Origin of the sequence: Luteibacter sp. UNC138MFCol5.1, assembly GCF_900110505.1 — a bacterium.
In the GTDB taxonomy this organism is placed as follows: Bacteria; Pseudomonadota; Gammaproteobacteria; order Xanthomonadales; family Rhodanobacteraceae; genus Luteibacter.
The window spans coordinates 326398-342497 of the sequence record NZ_FODZ01000002.1 but is presented as its reverse complement, the minus strand read 5'-3'; the positions used below and the strand labels follow the sequence as shown (position 1 = coordinate 342497).

The following is a 16100-nucleotide window of genomic DNA, read 5'->3' as shown; positions in this document are numbered from 1 at the left end:
TTGGTGTAAGGTCGACGCTTCGTCGTCCAGGGGGAAGGGGGAACAATGCGCCGCGAGGCTGCCAGGGTCGTTCGTTTCGTCGCGGCGGGATGCCTGCTGTGCGCTCACGCCGCGTGGGGCCAACAGGCGCCGCCGTCCGTGCCACCGGCGACGCTTCCCGCGCCCGCCACTTCCGCGGCTCCGCCTCCGCCGCCCGTCGAGATTCCCTTCGCATCGCGCGATGCCGCCTGGGTATCGACGCCCAGCGCGCCCGATGCATGGGGCGGGCCGCGCACCGGTAGCGAGGCGACGCTGTCGGATCGCGTGGTGTCGTACCGCATCCAGGCGCGGCTCGATCCCGAGAAGCACACGGTGGATGGCCAGCAGCAGCTGACGTGGCGCAACCGAAGCGACCGCCCCGTATCGGCGGTGTTCCTCCACCTGTATCTGAACGCCTTCGAAGGGGAGGGCAGCACGTTCTTCACCGAGCGCCGCACGCTCGCCGCGCATGGCGGTTCGCGCGGCACCGACGCCGTGAAGAAAGGCGAGTGGGGCTACATCGACCTGGGCGACGTGGAACAGGACGGCGCGCCGCTGAAGTGGCGCTACGTACATCCCGACGGCGGCCCCGAGACGGACCACACCGTCGTTCGCGTCGATCTCGCGCAGCCCGTGCCCGCGGGCGCGAGCGTCACGCTCGACATGAACTTCCACAGCCAGCTGCCGCGCGTGATCGAACGCACCGGCTACGTCGGCCGCTTCCATCTCGTGGCCCAGTGGTTCCCGAAGATCGGCGTACTGGAACTGCCGGGCGAGCGCGGTGCCACCGAGCCACGCTGGAACGTGCACGAGTTCCATTTCAACAGCGAGTTCTACGCCGATTTCGGCGAGTACGACGTCCGCATGACGCTGCCGAAGGATTACGTGGTCGGCGCGGTGGGCGAGCAGCAGGGCGAACCGACGCCCGAGGGCAACGAGCTCACCTGGCACTTCATCCAGGGCGACGTGCACGACTTCGCGTGGATGGCGGCCCCGGGCTACGCGACGCTCGACGGCGAATACACCGGCCCCGGCAGCCCGAAGGTCAAGGTGCGCGTGATCTACCCGCCGGAGTACGAGGCGAGCGCCGCGCCGGCGCTGAAGGCGTCGCTCGATTCGCTGGCGTATTTCTCCTCGACGCTCGGGCCGTACCCGTACAAGACGCTGACGGCGATCATTCCCCCGTTCAACGCGACGGAAGCGGGCGGCATGGAATATCCGACGTTCTTCACGGCCGACAGCTACCGCAAGGTGGCGCCGAAGACGCTCGACGAGTTCCTGCTCGATTTCGTGACGATCCACGAGTTCGGCCACGGCTACTTCTACGGACTGCTCGCGTCGAACGAATTCGAGGAGCCGATGCTCGACGAGGGGCTCAACGAATACTGGGACGATCGCATGCTGCGCGAGCGGAACCAGTCGGTGTACCTCACCACGCCGCTATGGAAGTTCTTCGGCGTCGAGGCGCCGATCGCTCCGTTCCAGCTCGAACGCATGCTGGCGAGGCTGCGCCGCCCGGCCGATCCGCTCGGTCAGAACGCGTGGAACCGGCTTTCCAGCGCCAACTACGCCACCGTCTATTCGCGCACGGCGACGGCCATGCACGATCTCGAGGAGCGGCTGGGCAAGGACGTCATGGAAAAGGCCTTCCGCCAGTACTACGCGACCTGGCACTTCCGTCATCCGTCCATCGCCGACCTGCAGGCGACGCTCAGCGACGTATCCGGCAAGCCGGAGGTCGTCGCGCAGGTGTTCAACCAGTTCGTGTTCGGCACCGACCGCATCGACGACCGCGTGAGCGACATCGTCAGCGAAGAGGTGTTGCCGCTGGCTGGCACCGTCGTGAAGGACGGGCGCCGCGGTGAAGTCGATGGCGAGTCGATCGATGCCTCCGTCGAGAAGCAGCGTGCGGACTGGAAGAAAGCGCACAAGGACGCGGCTCCCGGCACGGGGCCGTTTCCTTGGAAGACCACCGTGACGGTCTGGCGCGACGGCGCCCGCGTGCCGCAGACGCTGAAGGTGACCTTCATGGATGGCTCGGAGCGGACCGTGCGCTGGGACGACGATCGCCGCTGGGCGCGCTTCACCTTCACCGGCTCGGTGAAGGCGAAGTCCGCCGAACTGGATCCCGAGCGGAAGATCTACCTCGACCTCGACAAGCTCAACGACAGCCGCACGGTCGAGGAAAATCACGCGGCCTCGCGCCGTTGGGGTTCGGATTTCGCCGCCCTGCTGCAGGGCTTCTACGCGTTGCTGGGGACGCTATGAACACCGATCGCAAACGTTCGTCGCTGGGCGCGCTGGCGCAGGGTGCGCTCGGGGGCCTGCAATGGCGCCTCGCGCTGCTGTGGATCCTCGTGACGCTACTGCCGGCCGCGGTCGTCGCGCTGCCGTTGTGGCGCGTGCTGGATGGCCTCCTCGGCCACTCCGTGCACGCCGATGCCTGGGCGTCGCACTTCGACGGGCTGATGTTCGGCGATACCTGGACGGCACTGACCACGGACAATCCATGGACCGGCATGGCGCTCGTCGCCGGCACGCTGGTCACACTGGTGTTCGCGCCGTTCCTCGCCGGCATGGTCGTCGCCGGCGGACGCGCCAACCGCGCACTCGGCTTTGGCGGGCTGCTGCAGGGCGGGGCGACCGAGTACGGCCGCATGCTCCGCCTCGGCATCCTGGCCCTGATTCCGTATGGCCTGTTCATCGCCGCGGCGTACGGCGTGACGTCGCTGGCCGACGACCGGGTCGAGACGAGCCTGCTGGCATCGCGTGCCGAGATGTACGAGCACGGCGCGCTGGCGGTCGCCGTCCTGCTGTTCGTCGTCGCTCAGGCGATCGTCGAATCGGCACGCGCCCAGTTCATCGCGGACATCGGCCTGCGCTCCGCATTCGTCGCGCTGGGTCGTGGATTCGCGCAATGCCTGCGCCGACCGTTCGCGACGCTCTTCGTCTATCTCGTGATCACGCTCGTCGGCAGCGTCCTCCTCGTCACCATCGCATCGTGGCGCGGCCACACCACCGCGACCGGCTCCGGCTTCTGGACCGGGTTCCTGATCGTGCAGATCGGCGTGATCGTCACGGCGTGGATGCGCACCGCACGCCTTCTCGCACTCGCTGGCCTCGCCGCGATCAGCCCCCACCGCCGCCGCCGCACGGACTTCGCCCCGGCGCTGTGACGAAGGCCTCCCCGCGCGGGATCGCAGACGAGCATCCTCCTACGGAACGGTAGGAGCCGATCGCATCGGCGATCCCGCGCAGCGGGCAATCTCGCGGGCATCTCCCTACGGAACGGTGGGAGCCGATCGCATCGGCGATCGCGCAGCGGGCAATCTCGCGGGCATCCCCCTACGGAACGGTGGGAGCCGATCGCATCGGCGATCCCACGCAGCGGGCACCCCACGAGTGAAGCCCCGAGATCTCCGCGCCCTCAGCGCCGGCGCGAGGCGACGCAGCATGAGCCGCCAAACATCACCTACAAATCACCCCACACCGCACGGCACCCGCCCCACAACGCCGTCAACCGAAAACATAGAAGTTTTCTGAAAAGTTGCCGTCGCCGCCCACGAATCGGTTGCCATAAGGCACACTCCGCATCCTCGGCAACGCCGTCATGCGCTGCGTTGATGGCTGGCATGACGCAATGCCGTCGTGATCTATATGTTCGCGAGGATCGTGCCCGACCTGCTTCAAGGATTCGCGCCATTCGCGATGGTTCGGTTTGCCGCCAAGGAGAGTTTCGTGGGCGACTACAGCAAAACATTCGAATGGATTGATCTCCCGCAGGGGAGGGTTCGATACGCAGGAGGGATGCGGGGCAGGGATGAGCCATCGATAGAGACGTTCGCTGTTGAGCTTCGCGGAGCTGTCTATTACGGCGAAATTCGTGAAGTATTCCCGCCTGAGAAGAACGACTACAGCATGGAAGTCGCTTCGTTTGGGTGGATAAAGCACGACTGGTCTGGCAATGAGCCAGACCCCGAGCATTGCGCGTCCTTTACTCTGAACGATCTGAACGACGTACAGTCTTTGCTTTGTGCGGCGGTGTCGATCTGGCGAAGGCTTGAGGACAGGCCAGCCATTCTGTACGAGTCTCTTCAAACTCACTTTACTGGCAAGATTGTTTTTAGAGATGGATGGGCTTTGATCAGTGAAGAGGGCGGCGTCCGATGAATCGCGCCAATCTGGACCAGACGCGGCGGAGAGCACTTTCTTGGTTAACTACGTAAAAACGTTCGATTGGTTCGACTTCTTGCAAGGAAGGATTCGCTATGAAGGACGGGCGCGAGGAAGGGACGAACCTCCAATCGAAGTGTTCGCCATAGAGGCCTTTGGCTCGACTTACTACGGTGAGATACGAAGAGATTTCTTGCCTGATGCCAAGACCTACTTCGTTCGGGTCGTGTCATTTGGGCGGCTTGAGAAGGACTGGTACGGATCGGAGCCGGATCCGCGTTTCTGTGCTTCCTTCCTCCCGTCGCAATTGGAGGATGCGCAAACACTGATATGTCAGGGCATTACTGCTTGGAACGAACTGGAAGACAAGCCTAGCTTTTTGTTTAGCACAAGGTCGCGCTTCACGGGCGACGTCGTCTTTCAGGTTGGCTGGGCTCTGCTCAAGGAGGAGAACGGTTCGTAGTAGTGGATCTGTTACAGGATGTTGATCGCATCAAGCGCGCTGGGATCCAGATGCTGGACGTCGAGCGTTTGAATACTGCGCAGTCGGACCGCGGAGAATTGGATGCGCAGGCACGGGTGAATGGTCGGTGCGTGTCAGGGGCACGAAACATAGAAGTTTTCTGAAAAGTTGATCCTGCCGCGCACGAACTGGTTGCCATGAGGCACACTCCGCATTGTCGGCGACACGGTGAAGCGTTGCTTTCGCTGCCGCCACGACGCAACGGGATCGAGATCTATGTGTTTGCGACGTCCGTGCCTGTCTTGCTTCATGGATTTGCGGCATTCGCGACGACTCGCTTTGCCGCCAAGGAGAGTTTCGTGGGCGACTACAGCAAAACATTCGAATGGATCGAGTTTCCGCAGGGAAGGGTTCGTTATGCGGGCGGGAGGCGCGGGAGGGACGAACCGCCTATCGATACGTTCGCCGTAGAACTTCGCGGGCGAGTCTACTACGGAGAGATTACTCAGCTGCACCTGGCTGATGGGAATCGCTACAACCTGGAGATCGTGTCGTTCGGATGGACCAAGCATGACTGGCTCGGCACCGAGCCGAACGCGAAGTATTGCGCAGCGTTCACAGTGAAGGATCTCGAAGAAGTTCAGGCCATTCTTTGTCAGGCAGTTCCGGTATGGCGCAGCCTTGAAGATCGCCCATCCTTGCTGAGCGAGTTCTTCGAGGCTCGTTTCATGGGTGAGTTAATTTTCCGGGATGGTTGGGCACTTATCCGGGACGAGAACCGGATCTAGTGGATATCAGATCCGACATATCGCGCATTGAACGAGCAGTTACCTTAGACGAGATTCAGGCAGTCGTGCGTGCGTATCCGGCGACGTCATCCGGGCGGGCCGCAGCTTTATACAGCGGCTCGGTGGGAGAAAAGTCGTCGAATGCTCTCGCTATCGAGTACGCCAGGATCGCGCCTGCTTCGATTATCGATGCTACGCCGCGCGGCCAGTTCTTAGCGAACGCTCAGGTCGACGAGGCGATAAAGTCGTCGGCAAAGCGAATTCTTCAATCTCAGGGCGTGCCCGATCGGCTTGCGAAGGAAATCGTAGGGGCCTTTCTTTATGGCGATGCAAATGCGCCGGCATACAGCCCCGCCAGCATCCAGAACTGCCTCTGGTGCGAAGCCTCGCGCGACTTCGCCTCGTCGCTTCGCGGCGATGTAAAAGTCATCGCCGTCAATGCGAATCCGCAGCGGGTCTTCGCGCAGGTGGAAGTTCCCACGGCGTTGCGCAATCCCGCTGTGCGCAGCCTTGGTGGTGTGCCGGTGGAGTTGCTGCGCGAGACGTATGCGCGGCATGGCGTGGAAGGTGTGCTTCCGCAGGTACAGGCTTCCTATGTCAGGGAAGCGTCCCTTGCTGGCCTGCTGTCGACGCCCGCTGCCGCGCCGGTGGCTGGCGTGCGCCGCGCGCCGGGCGCGACGTTCCATGTGGGGCAGGTCGCGACCAAGGCGCTTGGAGCGGCGACCACGGTCTACGACGGCGTGGCATCGGTTCGCGAGGCGATGCAGCTAAGCGACCGGGGTAACGACATCGGCGCGCAGTCGCACATCGTCGGGGCGGTGGCGCGCAATGTCGGTGGGTGGGGCGGTGCCGCGCTGGGCGCGTCGACAGGCGCGGCGCTCACGGCCGAGACCGGGCCGGGTGCGTTTCTCGGCGGTGCCATCGGCGGTATCGCGGTTGCGGTCGCTGGCGACCGGCTGGCGGCGTGGATCGATCGACATCGCATCAACCATCAGACCGATGAGCGAGGACATCGTTGGGCGTTCGATCCCGCGCACCCGGCGCAGGGCTGGACGCGTCGCGTCGACGGCGAACTCGATGCGCAGGCCACCGTGGACCGTGGCGTCCCCATCTACACCTCGCGCACGCTGACGGCAGCACCCGAGCTGGCCGATCGGCTCAACTACCAGGCGTCCAGCCGGGCGGTGGAACTGGCGCTCGCGTCGCCGCCTGCGCCGGTGAATCCGTACCGCGTCGCCTCGACGCCGGAGGATCATCGGCCGGCGAACGTCTACGAAGGCGACTGGCAGCGCGACGCGCGGAGCGGTCGATGGTCGCGTCAGGTGACCGATAGCCATGTCGGGTTGAGCATGCAGCGCTTCGGGGTCGAGATCGCGTCGCGCGAGCGCGCCGCGGCGCTGGACCGGCAGGCGCAGGACATCGTCGCGGCGAACCTCGAAACGACGCCGATAGCGATAGCCACGCAATACAAGACGGCCTACGACCGGTTCGGCTGGTCGCGGCATGGCGACTTGCCGCCCGCGGTCCAGGACGCCATCCAGCATCCCGGGCGCCTGCTCGCTTCCGATGGCCACGCTTACACGCGCGGTGACGACGGCCGGTGGACTACGCCCGGCGCGCTCTTCGGTCGCAATCCGGCCGAAGTGGGCCTCCAGCACCAGCTGGACGTGGCGTACGAACGTCTCCAGCGGCCGTCTGCCGCGGCGGACGATGAGTCCACGGCATCCGGCTCGAGCGATTCGGGTAACGGAGCGTCCATCGGCGCCTTGGTGCCGAAGCGTGGCGCATCGATCGATAACGTCGTCGTCGCGCATCGGTTTATCGGACCGGCAGGGCGGGGCGTCGGCCGTGGTGGCGACGTGCGCGCTGCTGAATCCGCATCCGCCCGCGACAGGCGCGTGTCGCCGCTTCATGAAGCCCATGACGCATCGGGCCTTCCTGAAGGTTTTCCCATTTTCGACGCAGCGGAACACCACCGTTTGTTCCGCGAAGCGATGAATCGCCATCGGGAAGAGCAGGCGGAGGCGGTGGAACGTGCGCGGGAAGCACGCGACGAAAGGCGACACGAGAATGATCGCGTCATCGACGAACGCGCACGGGCCGATCGCGCGCGCGTTCATGAAGAAAGGTACTGGGAGGATCGCGAGGCGTCGGAGCGTGAGCGACGACACGACGATGAGCGATTCGCCCCGGGTCCGCCCGACGAGCATGGCCTGCGTGGCGAGAACGAGGCGGCGCGAAGTGCACATTCGGCGACCCACAGCCCGCCATTCGCGCATGACGACGCATGGCGCCACGCGTCGCATCTCGAACGGGAGCACGACGGGATCGAGAGTAGTCCATCCGCGGATCGCTCATGGGACAACACGCCTCCATGGCAGAACGCCCATACGTCCGGGCACGATCCGCTGATGCACGACGCACGAAACGCCGAAACATCACACGATCCCTCGACGATCCACGATGCATGGTTCATGAGCCTCGACACGCCACGCTGGGACGACGCCCGGGAGGCCGAGAGCATCGTGTTTCACCGGGACACCAGTGACAGTCATGGCCGCGGCAGGACCTATGAGGACCCCTTTCCGACGCCGATGCACTATCTCGTCGGCCCGCCCGCGCCCGATCCCTACGCCAACCTCGATCCGTCCGACCCGTTTTCGTACAACCCCTATCTTCCCGGCATGCCCGAGGAAGACAAGGACATGGCCGACATGTGGCTGGCGTTGCAGTCCAATGACACCCAGGCGATCGATAAGGCGTTCGACAAGCTGGGTGAGCGGCCCGAGGTCCAGCAGCTATTGCAGGAGGCGGCGGACATCATCGAGCGCGAGCGCGTCGAACTGGCCGCGCAGCGTGAGGCGGAGCTCGCCGAGCAACGCAGGATCGACGAGATGATACGCGCGCAACAGGAGGCCGAGTCGCTGCAGCACGGGCCGCGAGGGAAGGTACTCACGCTCGACCTGCAGCCCCTGACGGCGGCGGACATGGGCGGTGCGTTCGGCGGCGGCGACGGCGGCGGTTGAGTTTTTCAGTGGCGAGGGAGCGAGGTCTTCAATGGACGGTTATCGAAACGAACGGGGCGCGATGGCACCGGCCATGCAAATCGTCGCGCTGCAGAAAATGGCGGACAGCCAGATCATGCGGCTGGAGCGGACCATCCGCAACGAGGCGGAAGCGGCCGCGCGACTCTTCGACGTGCAGGTCGCGGCATCGCTCAGGACGGCACGCGACGAGCAGCAGGTCGTTCTCGGGCAACTGAAGGCCGCTGTAAGCAAGGTGGAGGCGTCGCACGACACGTTCTTCCGCTTCCGCCGGCGCCTCTACGTTGGTATCGGCAGTCTTCTCATCCTGGCGATCGTCAGTCTCGTGATCGTGTATCAGGTGCTCTTCGGGCATTACCGGCAGGAGTACTCCCGGTTGATCGAGGAGGTGGCGTACCTGAAAACGGTGGACGAAGCCGACGTCGCACCGTGCGGCGACGGGCGGCTGTGCGCGCGCATCGTCAAAGGCGGCGCGCGTTTCGGGGAGAAGAAGGACTATCGGCTCGTCGAGCTGCGCAAGTAGCCGACGAGCCGTGACACCGTCGGCGGCGCTCAGCCCGCGCGGCGCACTTCGCGGTGCGGCGGGTAGTAAGCGAACAGGTGCGTCGCACCGCCGAGGAAATCGATGTTGTCGATGTGTTCGCCACCGAGGCGTTCGGCCACGTGGTCAGACGCCTCGTTGCCGATACGCACGAGGCTGATCACGCGCTGCGCGTGCATCTCCTTCCACGCGAAGTCGAGGATGGCTTCGCCGGCCTCGGTCGCGTAGCCGTGGTGGCGATGCTCGGGCTTGAGCATCCAGCCGAGTTCGAGGTCGGGCCAGCCTTCGGGCTTCATCAGACCTGCGCGGCCGATGAATTCGCCGGTGTCCTTCAGCTCGATGGCCCACATGCCGCAACCGCGAAGCGCCCAGTGACCGAGCAGCATCGCCATCGAACGCCATGCGTTCATGCGATCCAGCGGCTGGCCGTCACCGATCCAGCGCGTGCTGTCGGCGTCCGCGAGCATGGCCGCGTAATCGTCGAAGTGGCGTTCGGTGAGGGCGGTGAGCCGCAGGCGCGGCGTTTCGAGAACGGGAATGTCTGCAAATGGCATCGAAGTGACCAGGTGTCAGCCGAGCAGGCGCGCCAGGGCGCGGGTGCTCTGCGCGAGGCTGTCCTGCCAGGACAAGCCCGTTATTTTCCCACCAGTGGCGGCGTCTTGGAAGCTCTCTTCCTGGCCCGGTGCGAGAAGGTGGCGATAATCGACTGTGATTTCAGCGCCTTGCGGAAGGTCCTTCGCCGCGAAGATGAAGCCGAGGTGCCAGAGGCCGGTCGGCTCGAAACTGTGGTTCACGTAGCACTCGTCGGGCCAGTCCGGCGACACGGTGTAGCGGTCCCCGAACCAGCGGGCGACGGCGAAGAGGTTCGCGGAGAGCTCGGGCGACGACGTGATGTCTTGCCAGCTGTAGGTGGCATCGATGCCGTCGGGGGCGGTCACGATCTGGCCGGCGGCCACGAATTCGTCGACGAACAAGCCCTTGCCGGCGCCGGGGATGGCGGAATCGGCGATGCGGTAACGCGGAAGGATCATTGCTGCATGACGCCCCTCTACCCGCGGGAAGGCAAGTGCCTGCCCGGCATGGGGCGCGAGTGTAGCGCGATCGTCCGGTAATGAAAGAGGGGAGGACCCCGCCCGGCGCCAGGCGGGGTCGTGAACGGCCGGACGGCCTCGTCAGCCCTCGTCGGCGTCCGCTTTCGCCTTGGCCGCGCGAGGCGCTTTCGCTTTCTTGGCCGGTTTACCGCCGTCGACCTGGATCGCGTCGCGATTGCGGTCGACCAGCGCGGCGCCGATTCCCTTGACCTCGGTCAGCTGGTCGGCCGACTCGAACGGGCCGTGCGCCTCGCGGTAAGCGACGATGGCCTTCGCCTTGGAGAGGCCCACGCCGTCGAGCGATTCCGCGAGGGTGGAAGCGTCCGCGGTGTTGATGTTCACCGGCGTGGAGGCGAAGGCGAGCGGCGCGAAAAGCAGTGCCGCGAGCGCGGCGAGGTGGCGTTTCATGGTGGTACTCCTCATCGACGCGTCGAATGACGCCGGGGCACTCTGCGGCGCGCCGCGGTTTTCGCGAACCGGCGGCGCGCGCCGTCCCATGTGGGCGCGCGCACCGCCGGCGCCTCGCCGGCACCCACGGCGCCACGGGCGCGGCTGTCGGCGCTGTTACAATCGGTCTTTGTCCCCCACGAGTCCGTTCCCCATGGATACCTCCCGCATCACTTCCTTCGTCAGCGGCCTCTGGGACGCGGAAATCGTCCCGCAGCTGGTCGAATACATCCGCATCCCGAACAAGTCGCCGATGTTCGACGCGCAGTGGCGGGAACACGGCTACATGGACCAGGCCGTGACGCTCATGGAGACCTGGGCGCGCGGCAAGCTTTCGGCGTTCGAAGGCGCGACGCTCGAGGTCGTCCGCCTCGAAGGCCGTACGCCGCTCATCTACATCGACGTGCCGGCGCAGGGCGTCCAGGGCAAGGGCACGGATGAGACCGTCGTGCTCTATGGTCATCTCGACAAGCAGCCGGAGATGACGGGCTGGGCCGAGGACCTCGGTCCGTGGAAGCCGGTGATCAAGGGCGACAAGCTGTACGGCCGCGGCGGCGCCGACGACGGCTACGCCATCTTCGGTTCGCTCGCCGCGCTGCTCGCGCTGCGCGACCAGGGCGTGCCGCACGCGCGCTGCGTCATCCTGATCGAGGCCTGCGAGGAGTCCGGCAGCTACGACCTGCCGTACTACGTCGACCACCTCGCGGACCGCATCGGCAACCCGGCGCTCGTCGTGTGCCTGGATTCGGGCTGTGGCAACTACGACCAGCTGTGGCTGACCACCTCGCTGCGCGGCATGACCGGCGGCAACCTCACCGTCCAGGTGCTGGAAGAGGGCGTGCATTCGGGCGACGCCTCGGGCGTGGTCCCGTCGAGCTTCCGCATCCTGCGCGACATCCTGGGTCGCCTCGAGGATCCGAAGACCGGCACCATCCTCCCGCGCGAGCTGTACGTCGACATCCCGCCGCAGCGCGTGGAGCAGGCGCGTCGTTCGGCCGAGGTGCTCGGCACGGCGGTCTACGACAAGTTCCCGTTCGTCGAAGGCATGAAGCCCGTGACCGACGACCTCTCCGAGCTGGTGCTCAACCGCACGTGGCGCCCGCAGCTCGCGGTGACGGGCATCGGCGGCATGCCGCCGCTCGACAGCGCCGGCAACGTGTTGCGTCCGAAGACGGCGGTGAAGCTCAGCCTGCGCGTGCCGCCGACGCTGTCGGGCGCGGAAGCCGGCCGGTTCCTGAAGCAGCTGCTCGAGAAGGATCCGCCGTACGGCGCGAAGGTGACCTTCGATCTCGAGAAGGACGGCAGCGGCTGGAACGCGCCGGCCCTTTCGCCGTGGCTCGAAGACGCCGTCGCGCAGGCGTCGCAGCACTACTTCGGCGCTCCCGCCGCCTACATGGGCGAAGGCGGCAGCATTCCGTTCATGGGCATGCTGGGCGAGAAGTTCCCCCAGGCGCAGTTCCTGATCACCGGCGTGCTCGGCCCGCATTCCAACGCGCATGGCCCGAACGAGTTCCTGCACATTCCCACCGGCAAGCGCGTGAGCATGGTGGTCGCCGACGTCGTCGCCCGTCACTTCCAGGAAGCGTCGAAGGCATGACGGCCGGGCAGGACACCCTCGCGGGGCGCCTTGCCGCCGTGCGGTCCTCGATCGCGGAGGCCTGCCGGCTCGCCGGGCGCGATCCCGCGGAGGTGACGCTCCTGCCCGTCAGCAAGACCTTCGGCGAGGACGTGGTGCGCGAGGCGGTGGCGCTCGGGCTGCGCCGCTTCGGCGAGAACAAGGTCCAGGAGATCCAGGCGAAGGCCACGGCCCTCGCCGCCGAGGCTCTGGACTGGGTCGTCATCGGCCACCTGCAGACCAACAAGGCGAAGGCGGTCGCGAAGTTCGCGAACGAGGTCCAGTCGCTCGACCGGCTCGACCTCGCCGTGGCGCTCGACAAGGCGCTGCAGGCGGCGGGGCGGGGGATCGACGTGCTGGTGCAGGTGAAGACCTCGCCCGAGGAGACCAAGTCCGGCCTCGATCCGGACGAACTTCCCGCCTTCCTCGACGCCCTACGGGCGTTCTCCAGCCTGCGCGTGCGGGGTCTGATGACGCTGGCCGAGGCGAGCGAGGACGAAGCCCGGGTGAGGGCCTGTTTCCGTACCCTGTATCGGCTGCGTGACAGTGCCCGGCAGGCCGGCCACGCCGTCGACCGGCTGTCCATGGGCATGAGCGGGGACTTCGCTCTGGCCATCGCCGAGGGCAGTACCGAGGTGCGGATCGGCAGTTCGATCTTCGGGGCAAGGGCTTACAAGCCCGCGCGGTAACCCCTACACATTTTCGGCAAGGAAAAGACGCCCGGACACGGTCGCGGCCTCACGTTTGTGAAGGCAAGTGGCTCAATCCGTTCAGGATTTCGTCCCACAGCCCGCAGGTTTCTGCGAGATGTCTGAATGTTTCCTAGGAACGGCGTTTTTTAACTTTATGCCAACAACAGGACCAAACGGGTTTGGTAACTTCACCACTCGTTCACGGTCGTCTCACCTTCACGGCGGCTTAACTCCACGATGAATAGGCCTTCTCGCTCATGCACTTAAAGCGACTGACCGCTCTCGCGTTAGCCACCTGCTGTATCGCCATCGTTACACCCGCCGTCGCCGACACGATCACCGCTCCACAGGGTCTCGACCAGTCCGCCACGCTCCTGCTCACCGATCTCCCGGTCTTCGCGCCCGCCACGGGTCTCGCGCAGTCCACCATCCCCGATGTCGCTTCGCTCATCGCCCCGCAGACCGCCGCCGTCGCCGTGAACGACGCCGCCGCGCCGGATGCCGACGATGAAGACGACAGCCTGGTCGCCGCCGCGACCGACAAGCTGGCCGGTCATGTCGACGGTCACGCCCGCGAGGCCCTGATGGCCTTCGCCATGAAGCTCCGCGATATCCGCTACCGCCGTGGTGGCCGCGCACCGTCCACCGGCTTCGATTGCAGCGGCTTCGTCCGCTACGTGTTCATGCACAGCATCGGTCTCGACCTCCCGACCAACTCGGCCAGCCAGTTCCTCGCCGGCCTCAAGGTCAAGCGCAACGAAATGAAGACGGGCGATCTCGTGTTCTTCCGCACCCGCGGCAAGGCGATCTCGCACGTCGGCATCTACATCGACAACGGCCAGTTCATCCACTCGCCGTCGGCCGGCAAGACCGTCCGCGTGGATAGCCTCAACGAGGCCTACTGGTCCAAGCACTTCGTCGGCGCCAAGCGCCCCGAAGGCATCGCCAAGATCTGACGGAAGCCCTTCAACGTATATTTCCGAAACGGCATGCTCCGGCATGCCGTTTTTTTTTGTGCGTTTCCAGGGGCGGTGGCGCTGTCGGTGGCGCATGTATCCTATGCGCCATGCCCCGTCAGCCTCCTCGTGCGCCCGCCACGCGATCGCGCCGTCCCTCCGTTCCCGTCTTCGGCCTGGCCCGCGTTCTCTCGAAGCGCGGCCTCTGTTCGCGCAGCCAGGGCGAGAAGCTGGCGCGGGAGGGCAGGGTTCGGGTGGACGGAAAGATCGTGCGCGATCCCGAGTTCCCGATCGCGGGTCCGGAGCGGATCGAGATCGACGGTGGTGCCGCGCAGGCGGCCGCGCCCGTGTACGTGGCGATGAACAAGCCGCGCGGCATCGTGGTCTCCGCGTCCGACGAGCGCGGCCACGACACGGTGTATTCGCTGCTCGCCGACGCGGGCTTGCCCTGGCTCGGCCCCGTGGGCCGCCTCGACAAGGCGAGCGAGGGGTTGCTGCTCCTGTCCAACGATACGGTGTGGGCGGCGGGCATCACCGATCCGGCGACGCATGTGCCGAAGACCTACCACGTGCAGGTCGCGGGGCAGCCGGACCAGACCACGCTTGCCGCCATGCTCACGGGCGTCGTCGACGCGGGCGAGACGCTCCGCGCGGGCGCGGCGTCGTTGCTGCGGCAGGGCGAGAAGAACGCCTGGCTGGAAGTGACGCTCGACGAGGGCCGGAACCGCCATATCCGCCGATTGATGTCCGCGCTTGGCTTCGACGTGCAGCGCCTCGTGCGCGTGGCGATCGGCGATCTGCCACTGGGCGAACTGGCGAAAGGCCACTGGCGGCCCCTGACCGAGGCGGAAGTGGCGATGTTGCGGCGACGTCAGGCGCAGCGGCGGAAGTGAGCTCTTCGCGAAAAGATGTCGCGCGCAGGGCGCGCTCCTACCGGGGCCACGGCGGCATCCCGTGAACCATTGTGCCGCCGATGGCCCCTCGTAGGAGCGCGCCCTGCGCGCGACATCTTTTCGCGGGGCGCCGAGGCCCCGATGCCCGGGTTGGTCAGGCCTTCAGGATGCCCAGGTTCCTCGCCACCTTCGTGAACGCGGCGATGGCGCGGTCGAGGTGCTCTCGGGTGTGCGCGGCGCTCATCTGGGTGCGGATGCGCGCCTTGCCCTGTGGGACCACGGGGAAGAAGAAACCGGTGACGTAGATGCCTTCCTCGAGAAGCTGGCTGGCCATGGCCTGCGCCTGCTTCGCGTCGTAGATCATGACGGGCACGATCGGATGCTCGCCCGGGCGGATGTCGAAACCGGCCTCCGTCATCTTCTCGCGGAAATAGCGGGTGTTCTCCTTCACGCGCTCGCGCAGGTCGCCCGCGGACGCGAGCATGTCGAACACCTTGCTGCCCGCGGCGACGACGTGCGGCGGCAGCGAGTTGGAGAAGAGATAGGGGCGCGAACGCTGGCGCAGCATCTCGATCACTTCCTTGCGACCGGTGGTGAAGCCGCCGAGCGCGCCGCCGAGCGCCTTGCCCAGCGTGCCGGTGAAGATGTCGATCTTGTCCATCACGCCATGGTGTTCGGCTGAGCCGCGGCCGGTGTCGCCGAGGAAGCCGGTGCAGTGGCATTCGTCGATGTGCACGAGCGCGTTGTACTTCTTCGCGAGCGCGGTGATCTCGTCGAGCGGGGCGATGAAGCCGTCCATCGAGAACGCGCCATCGGTCGTGATGAGCTTGGTGCGCGCGCCCGCGGCGTCGGCCGCCTGGAGCTGCGCCTCGAGATCGGCCATGTCGCAATTGGCGTAGCGGAAGCGCTTCGCCTTGCACAGGCGAATGCCGTCGATGATGGACGCGTGGTTCAGCGCGTCGGAGATGACCGCGTCCTCTTCGCCGAGCAGCGGCTCGAACAGGCCGCCGTTGGCGTCGAAGCAGGCGGCGTAGAGGATCGTGTCCTCGGTGCCGAAGAACTCGGCGATCTGCTTTTCGAGGGCCTTGTGCAGGTCCTGCGTGCCGCAGATGAAGCGCACGCTCGCCATGCCGAAGCCGTGGGTGTCCAGGGCGTCCTTCGCCGCCTGAATGACGTCGGCGTGGTCGGCGAGGCCAAGGTAGTTGTTCGCGCAGAAATTGAGAACTTTTCGACCGTCGGCCAGTTCGATCTCGGCCGACTGCGGGGAGACGATGATCCGCTCCTGCTTGAACAGACCCTGTTCGCGGATGGATTCGAGTTCGCTGGCGAAGCGGTTCTGGCCGGGGTAAGTCATGGCGGGGAGCTTCCGGGACGGAGAA

The 16100-nt window shown here is 65.8% G+C and carries 15 protein-coding genes; 11 read left to right on the top strand and 4 right to left on the bottom strand.

Annotation, left to right across the window (positions count from 1 at the left end; translation table 11 throughout):
- The first annotated feature begins 45 nt into the window (after window positions 1–45).
- The 7 genes from BMY69_RS05850 (at window position 46) to BMY69_RS05820 (ending at window position 9009) form a co-directional block, all read left to right on the top strand.
- On the top strand, window positions 46–2286 hold the full coding sequence (locus BMY69_RS05850) for a M1 family metallopeptidase (protein ID WP_177191087.1): 2241 nt from the start codon (window positions 46–48) through the stop codon (window positions 2284–2286).
- Window positions 2283–3194: a hypothetical protein gene (locus BMY69_RS05845; protein ID WP_090175986.1), complete on the top strand. Its 912-nt coding sequence runs from the start codon at window positions 2283–2285 to the stop codon at window positions 3192–3194. The genes BMY69_RS05850 and BMY69_RS05845 overlap by 4 nt, the downstream gene beginning before the upstream one ends.
- Window positions 3195–3666: 472 nt before the next feature.
- Window positions 3667–4188 carry a hypothetical protein gene (locus BMY69_RS05840; RefSeq protein WP_143070393.1) on the top strand — a complete coding sequence of 174 codons (522 nt, stop codon included), beginning with the start codon at window positions 3667–3669 and terminating at the stop codon, window positions 4186–4188.
- Window positions 4189–4228: 40 nt separating this feature from the next.
- On the top strand, window positions 4229–4654 hold the full coding sequence (locus tag BMY69_RS05835) for a hypothetical protein (RefSeq protein WP_143070392.1): 426 nt from the start codon (window positions 4229–4231) through the stop codon (window positions 4652–4654).
- Between the two features lie 197 nt (window positions 4655–4851).
- Window positions 4852–5442, top strand: coding sequence for a hypothetical protein (locus BMY69_RS05830; protein ID WP_143070391.1), 591 nt, complete (start codon window positions 4852–4854; stop codon window positions 5440–5442).
- Window positions 5442–8468, top strand: a complete 3027-nt coding sequence (locus tag BMY69_RS05825) for a hypothetical protein (RefSeq protein ID WP_143070390.1) — start codon at window positions 5442–5444, stop codon at window positions 8466–8468. Before BMY69_RS05830 ends, BMY69_RS05825 begins: the two co-directional genes overlap by 1 nt.
- Complete coding sequence (locus BMY69_RS05820) at window positions 8437–9009, top strand: hypothetical protein (protein ID WP_143070389.1); 573 nt, start codon at window positions 8437–8439, stop codon at window positions 9007–9009. Before BMY69_RS05825 ends, BMY69_RS05820 begins: the two co-directional genes overlap by 32 nt.
- A gap of 29 nt (window positions 9010–9038) precedes the next feature.
- On the opposite strand, the gene BMY69_RS05815 is transcribed toward BMY69_RS05820, so the two are convergent.
- The 3 genes from BMY69_RS05815 to BMY69_RS05805 all read right to left on the bottom strand — a co-directional run bounded on the left by BMY69_RS05815 (window position 9039) and on the right by BMY69_RS05805 (window position 10526).
- A complete protein-coding gene (locus tag BMY69_RS05815; protein ID WP_090052637.1) occupies window positions 9039–9581 on the bottom strand; it encodes a GNAT family N-acetyltransferase in 543 nt (180 codons plus the stop codon).
- Between the two features lie 15 nt (window positions 9582–9596).
- The gene (locus tag BMY69_RS05810; protein WP_090175970.1) at window positions 9597–10058 is read right to left on the bottom strand and encodes an SET domain-containing protein; all 462 of its coding nucleotides are present in this window, start codon (window positions 10056–10058) and stop codon (window positions 9597–9599) included.
- 141 nt (window positions 10059–10199) lie between these two features.
- Complete coding sequence (locus BMY69_RS05805; RefSeq protein ID WP_090175968.1) at window positions 10200–10526, bottom strand: ComEA family DNA-binding protein; 327 nt, start codon at window positions 10524–10526, stop codon at window positions 10200–10202.
- A gap of 193 nt (window positions 10527–10719) precedes the next feature.
- Here BMY69_RS05805 and BMY69_RS05800 point away from each other — a divergent pair, with 193 nt between their 5' ends.
- The 4 genes from BMY69_RS05800 (at window position 10720) to BMY69_RS05785 (ending at window position 14721) form a co-directional block, all read left to right on the top strand.
- Window positions 10720–12162: a M20 family metallopeptidase gene (locus tag BMY69_RS05800; RefSeq protein WP_090175966.1), complete on the top strand. Its 1443-nt coding sequence runs from the start codon at window positions 10720–10722 to the stop codon at window positions 12160–12162.
- A complete protein-coding gene (locus tag BMY69_RS05795; RefSeq protein ID WP_090175963.1) occupies window positions 12159–12869 on the top strand; it encodes a YggS family pyridoxal phosphate-dependent enzyme in 711 nt (236 codons plus the stop codon). Before BMY69_RS05800 ends, BMY69_RS05795 begins: the two co-directional genes overlap by 4 nt.
- 260 nt (window positions 12870–13129) lie before the next feature.
- Entirely contained in the window at window positions 13130–13828 is a 699-nt protein-coding gene (locus BMY69_RS05790; protein WP_090052646.1) for a C40 family peptidase, read from the top strand.
- A 110-nt stretch (window positions 13829–13938) separates the two neighbouring features.
- On the top strand, window positions 13939–14721 hold the full coding sequence (locus BMY69_RS05785; RefSeq protein ID WP_090175960.1) for a pseudouridine synthase: 783 nt from the start codon (window positions 13939–13941) through the stop codon (window positions 14719–14721).
- Window positions 14722–14875: 154 nt separating this feature from the next.
- Here the strand turns inward: BMY69_RS05785 and kbl are convergent, their stop codons facing one another.
- Window positions 14876–16075 (bottom strand): glycine C-acetyltransferase, encoded by a 1200-nt coding sequence (kbl, locus tag BMY69_RS05780; protein ID WP_090175958.1) that lies wholly within the window; start codon window positions 16073–16075, stop codon window positions 14876–14878.
- Window positions 16076–16100 lie beyond the last annotated feature (25 nt).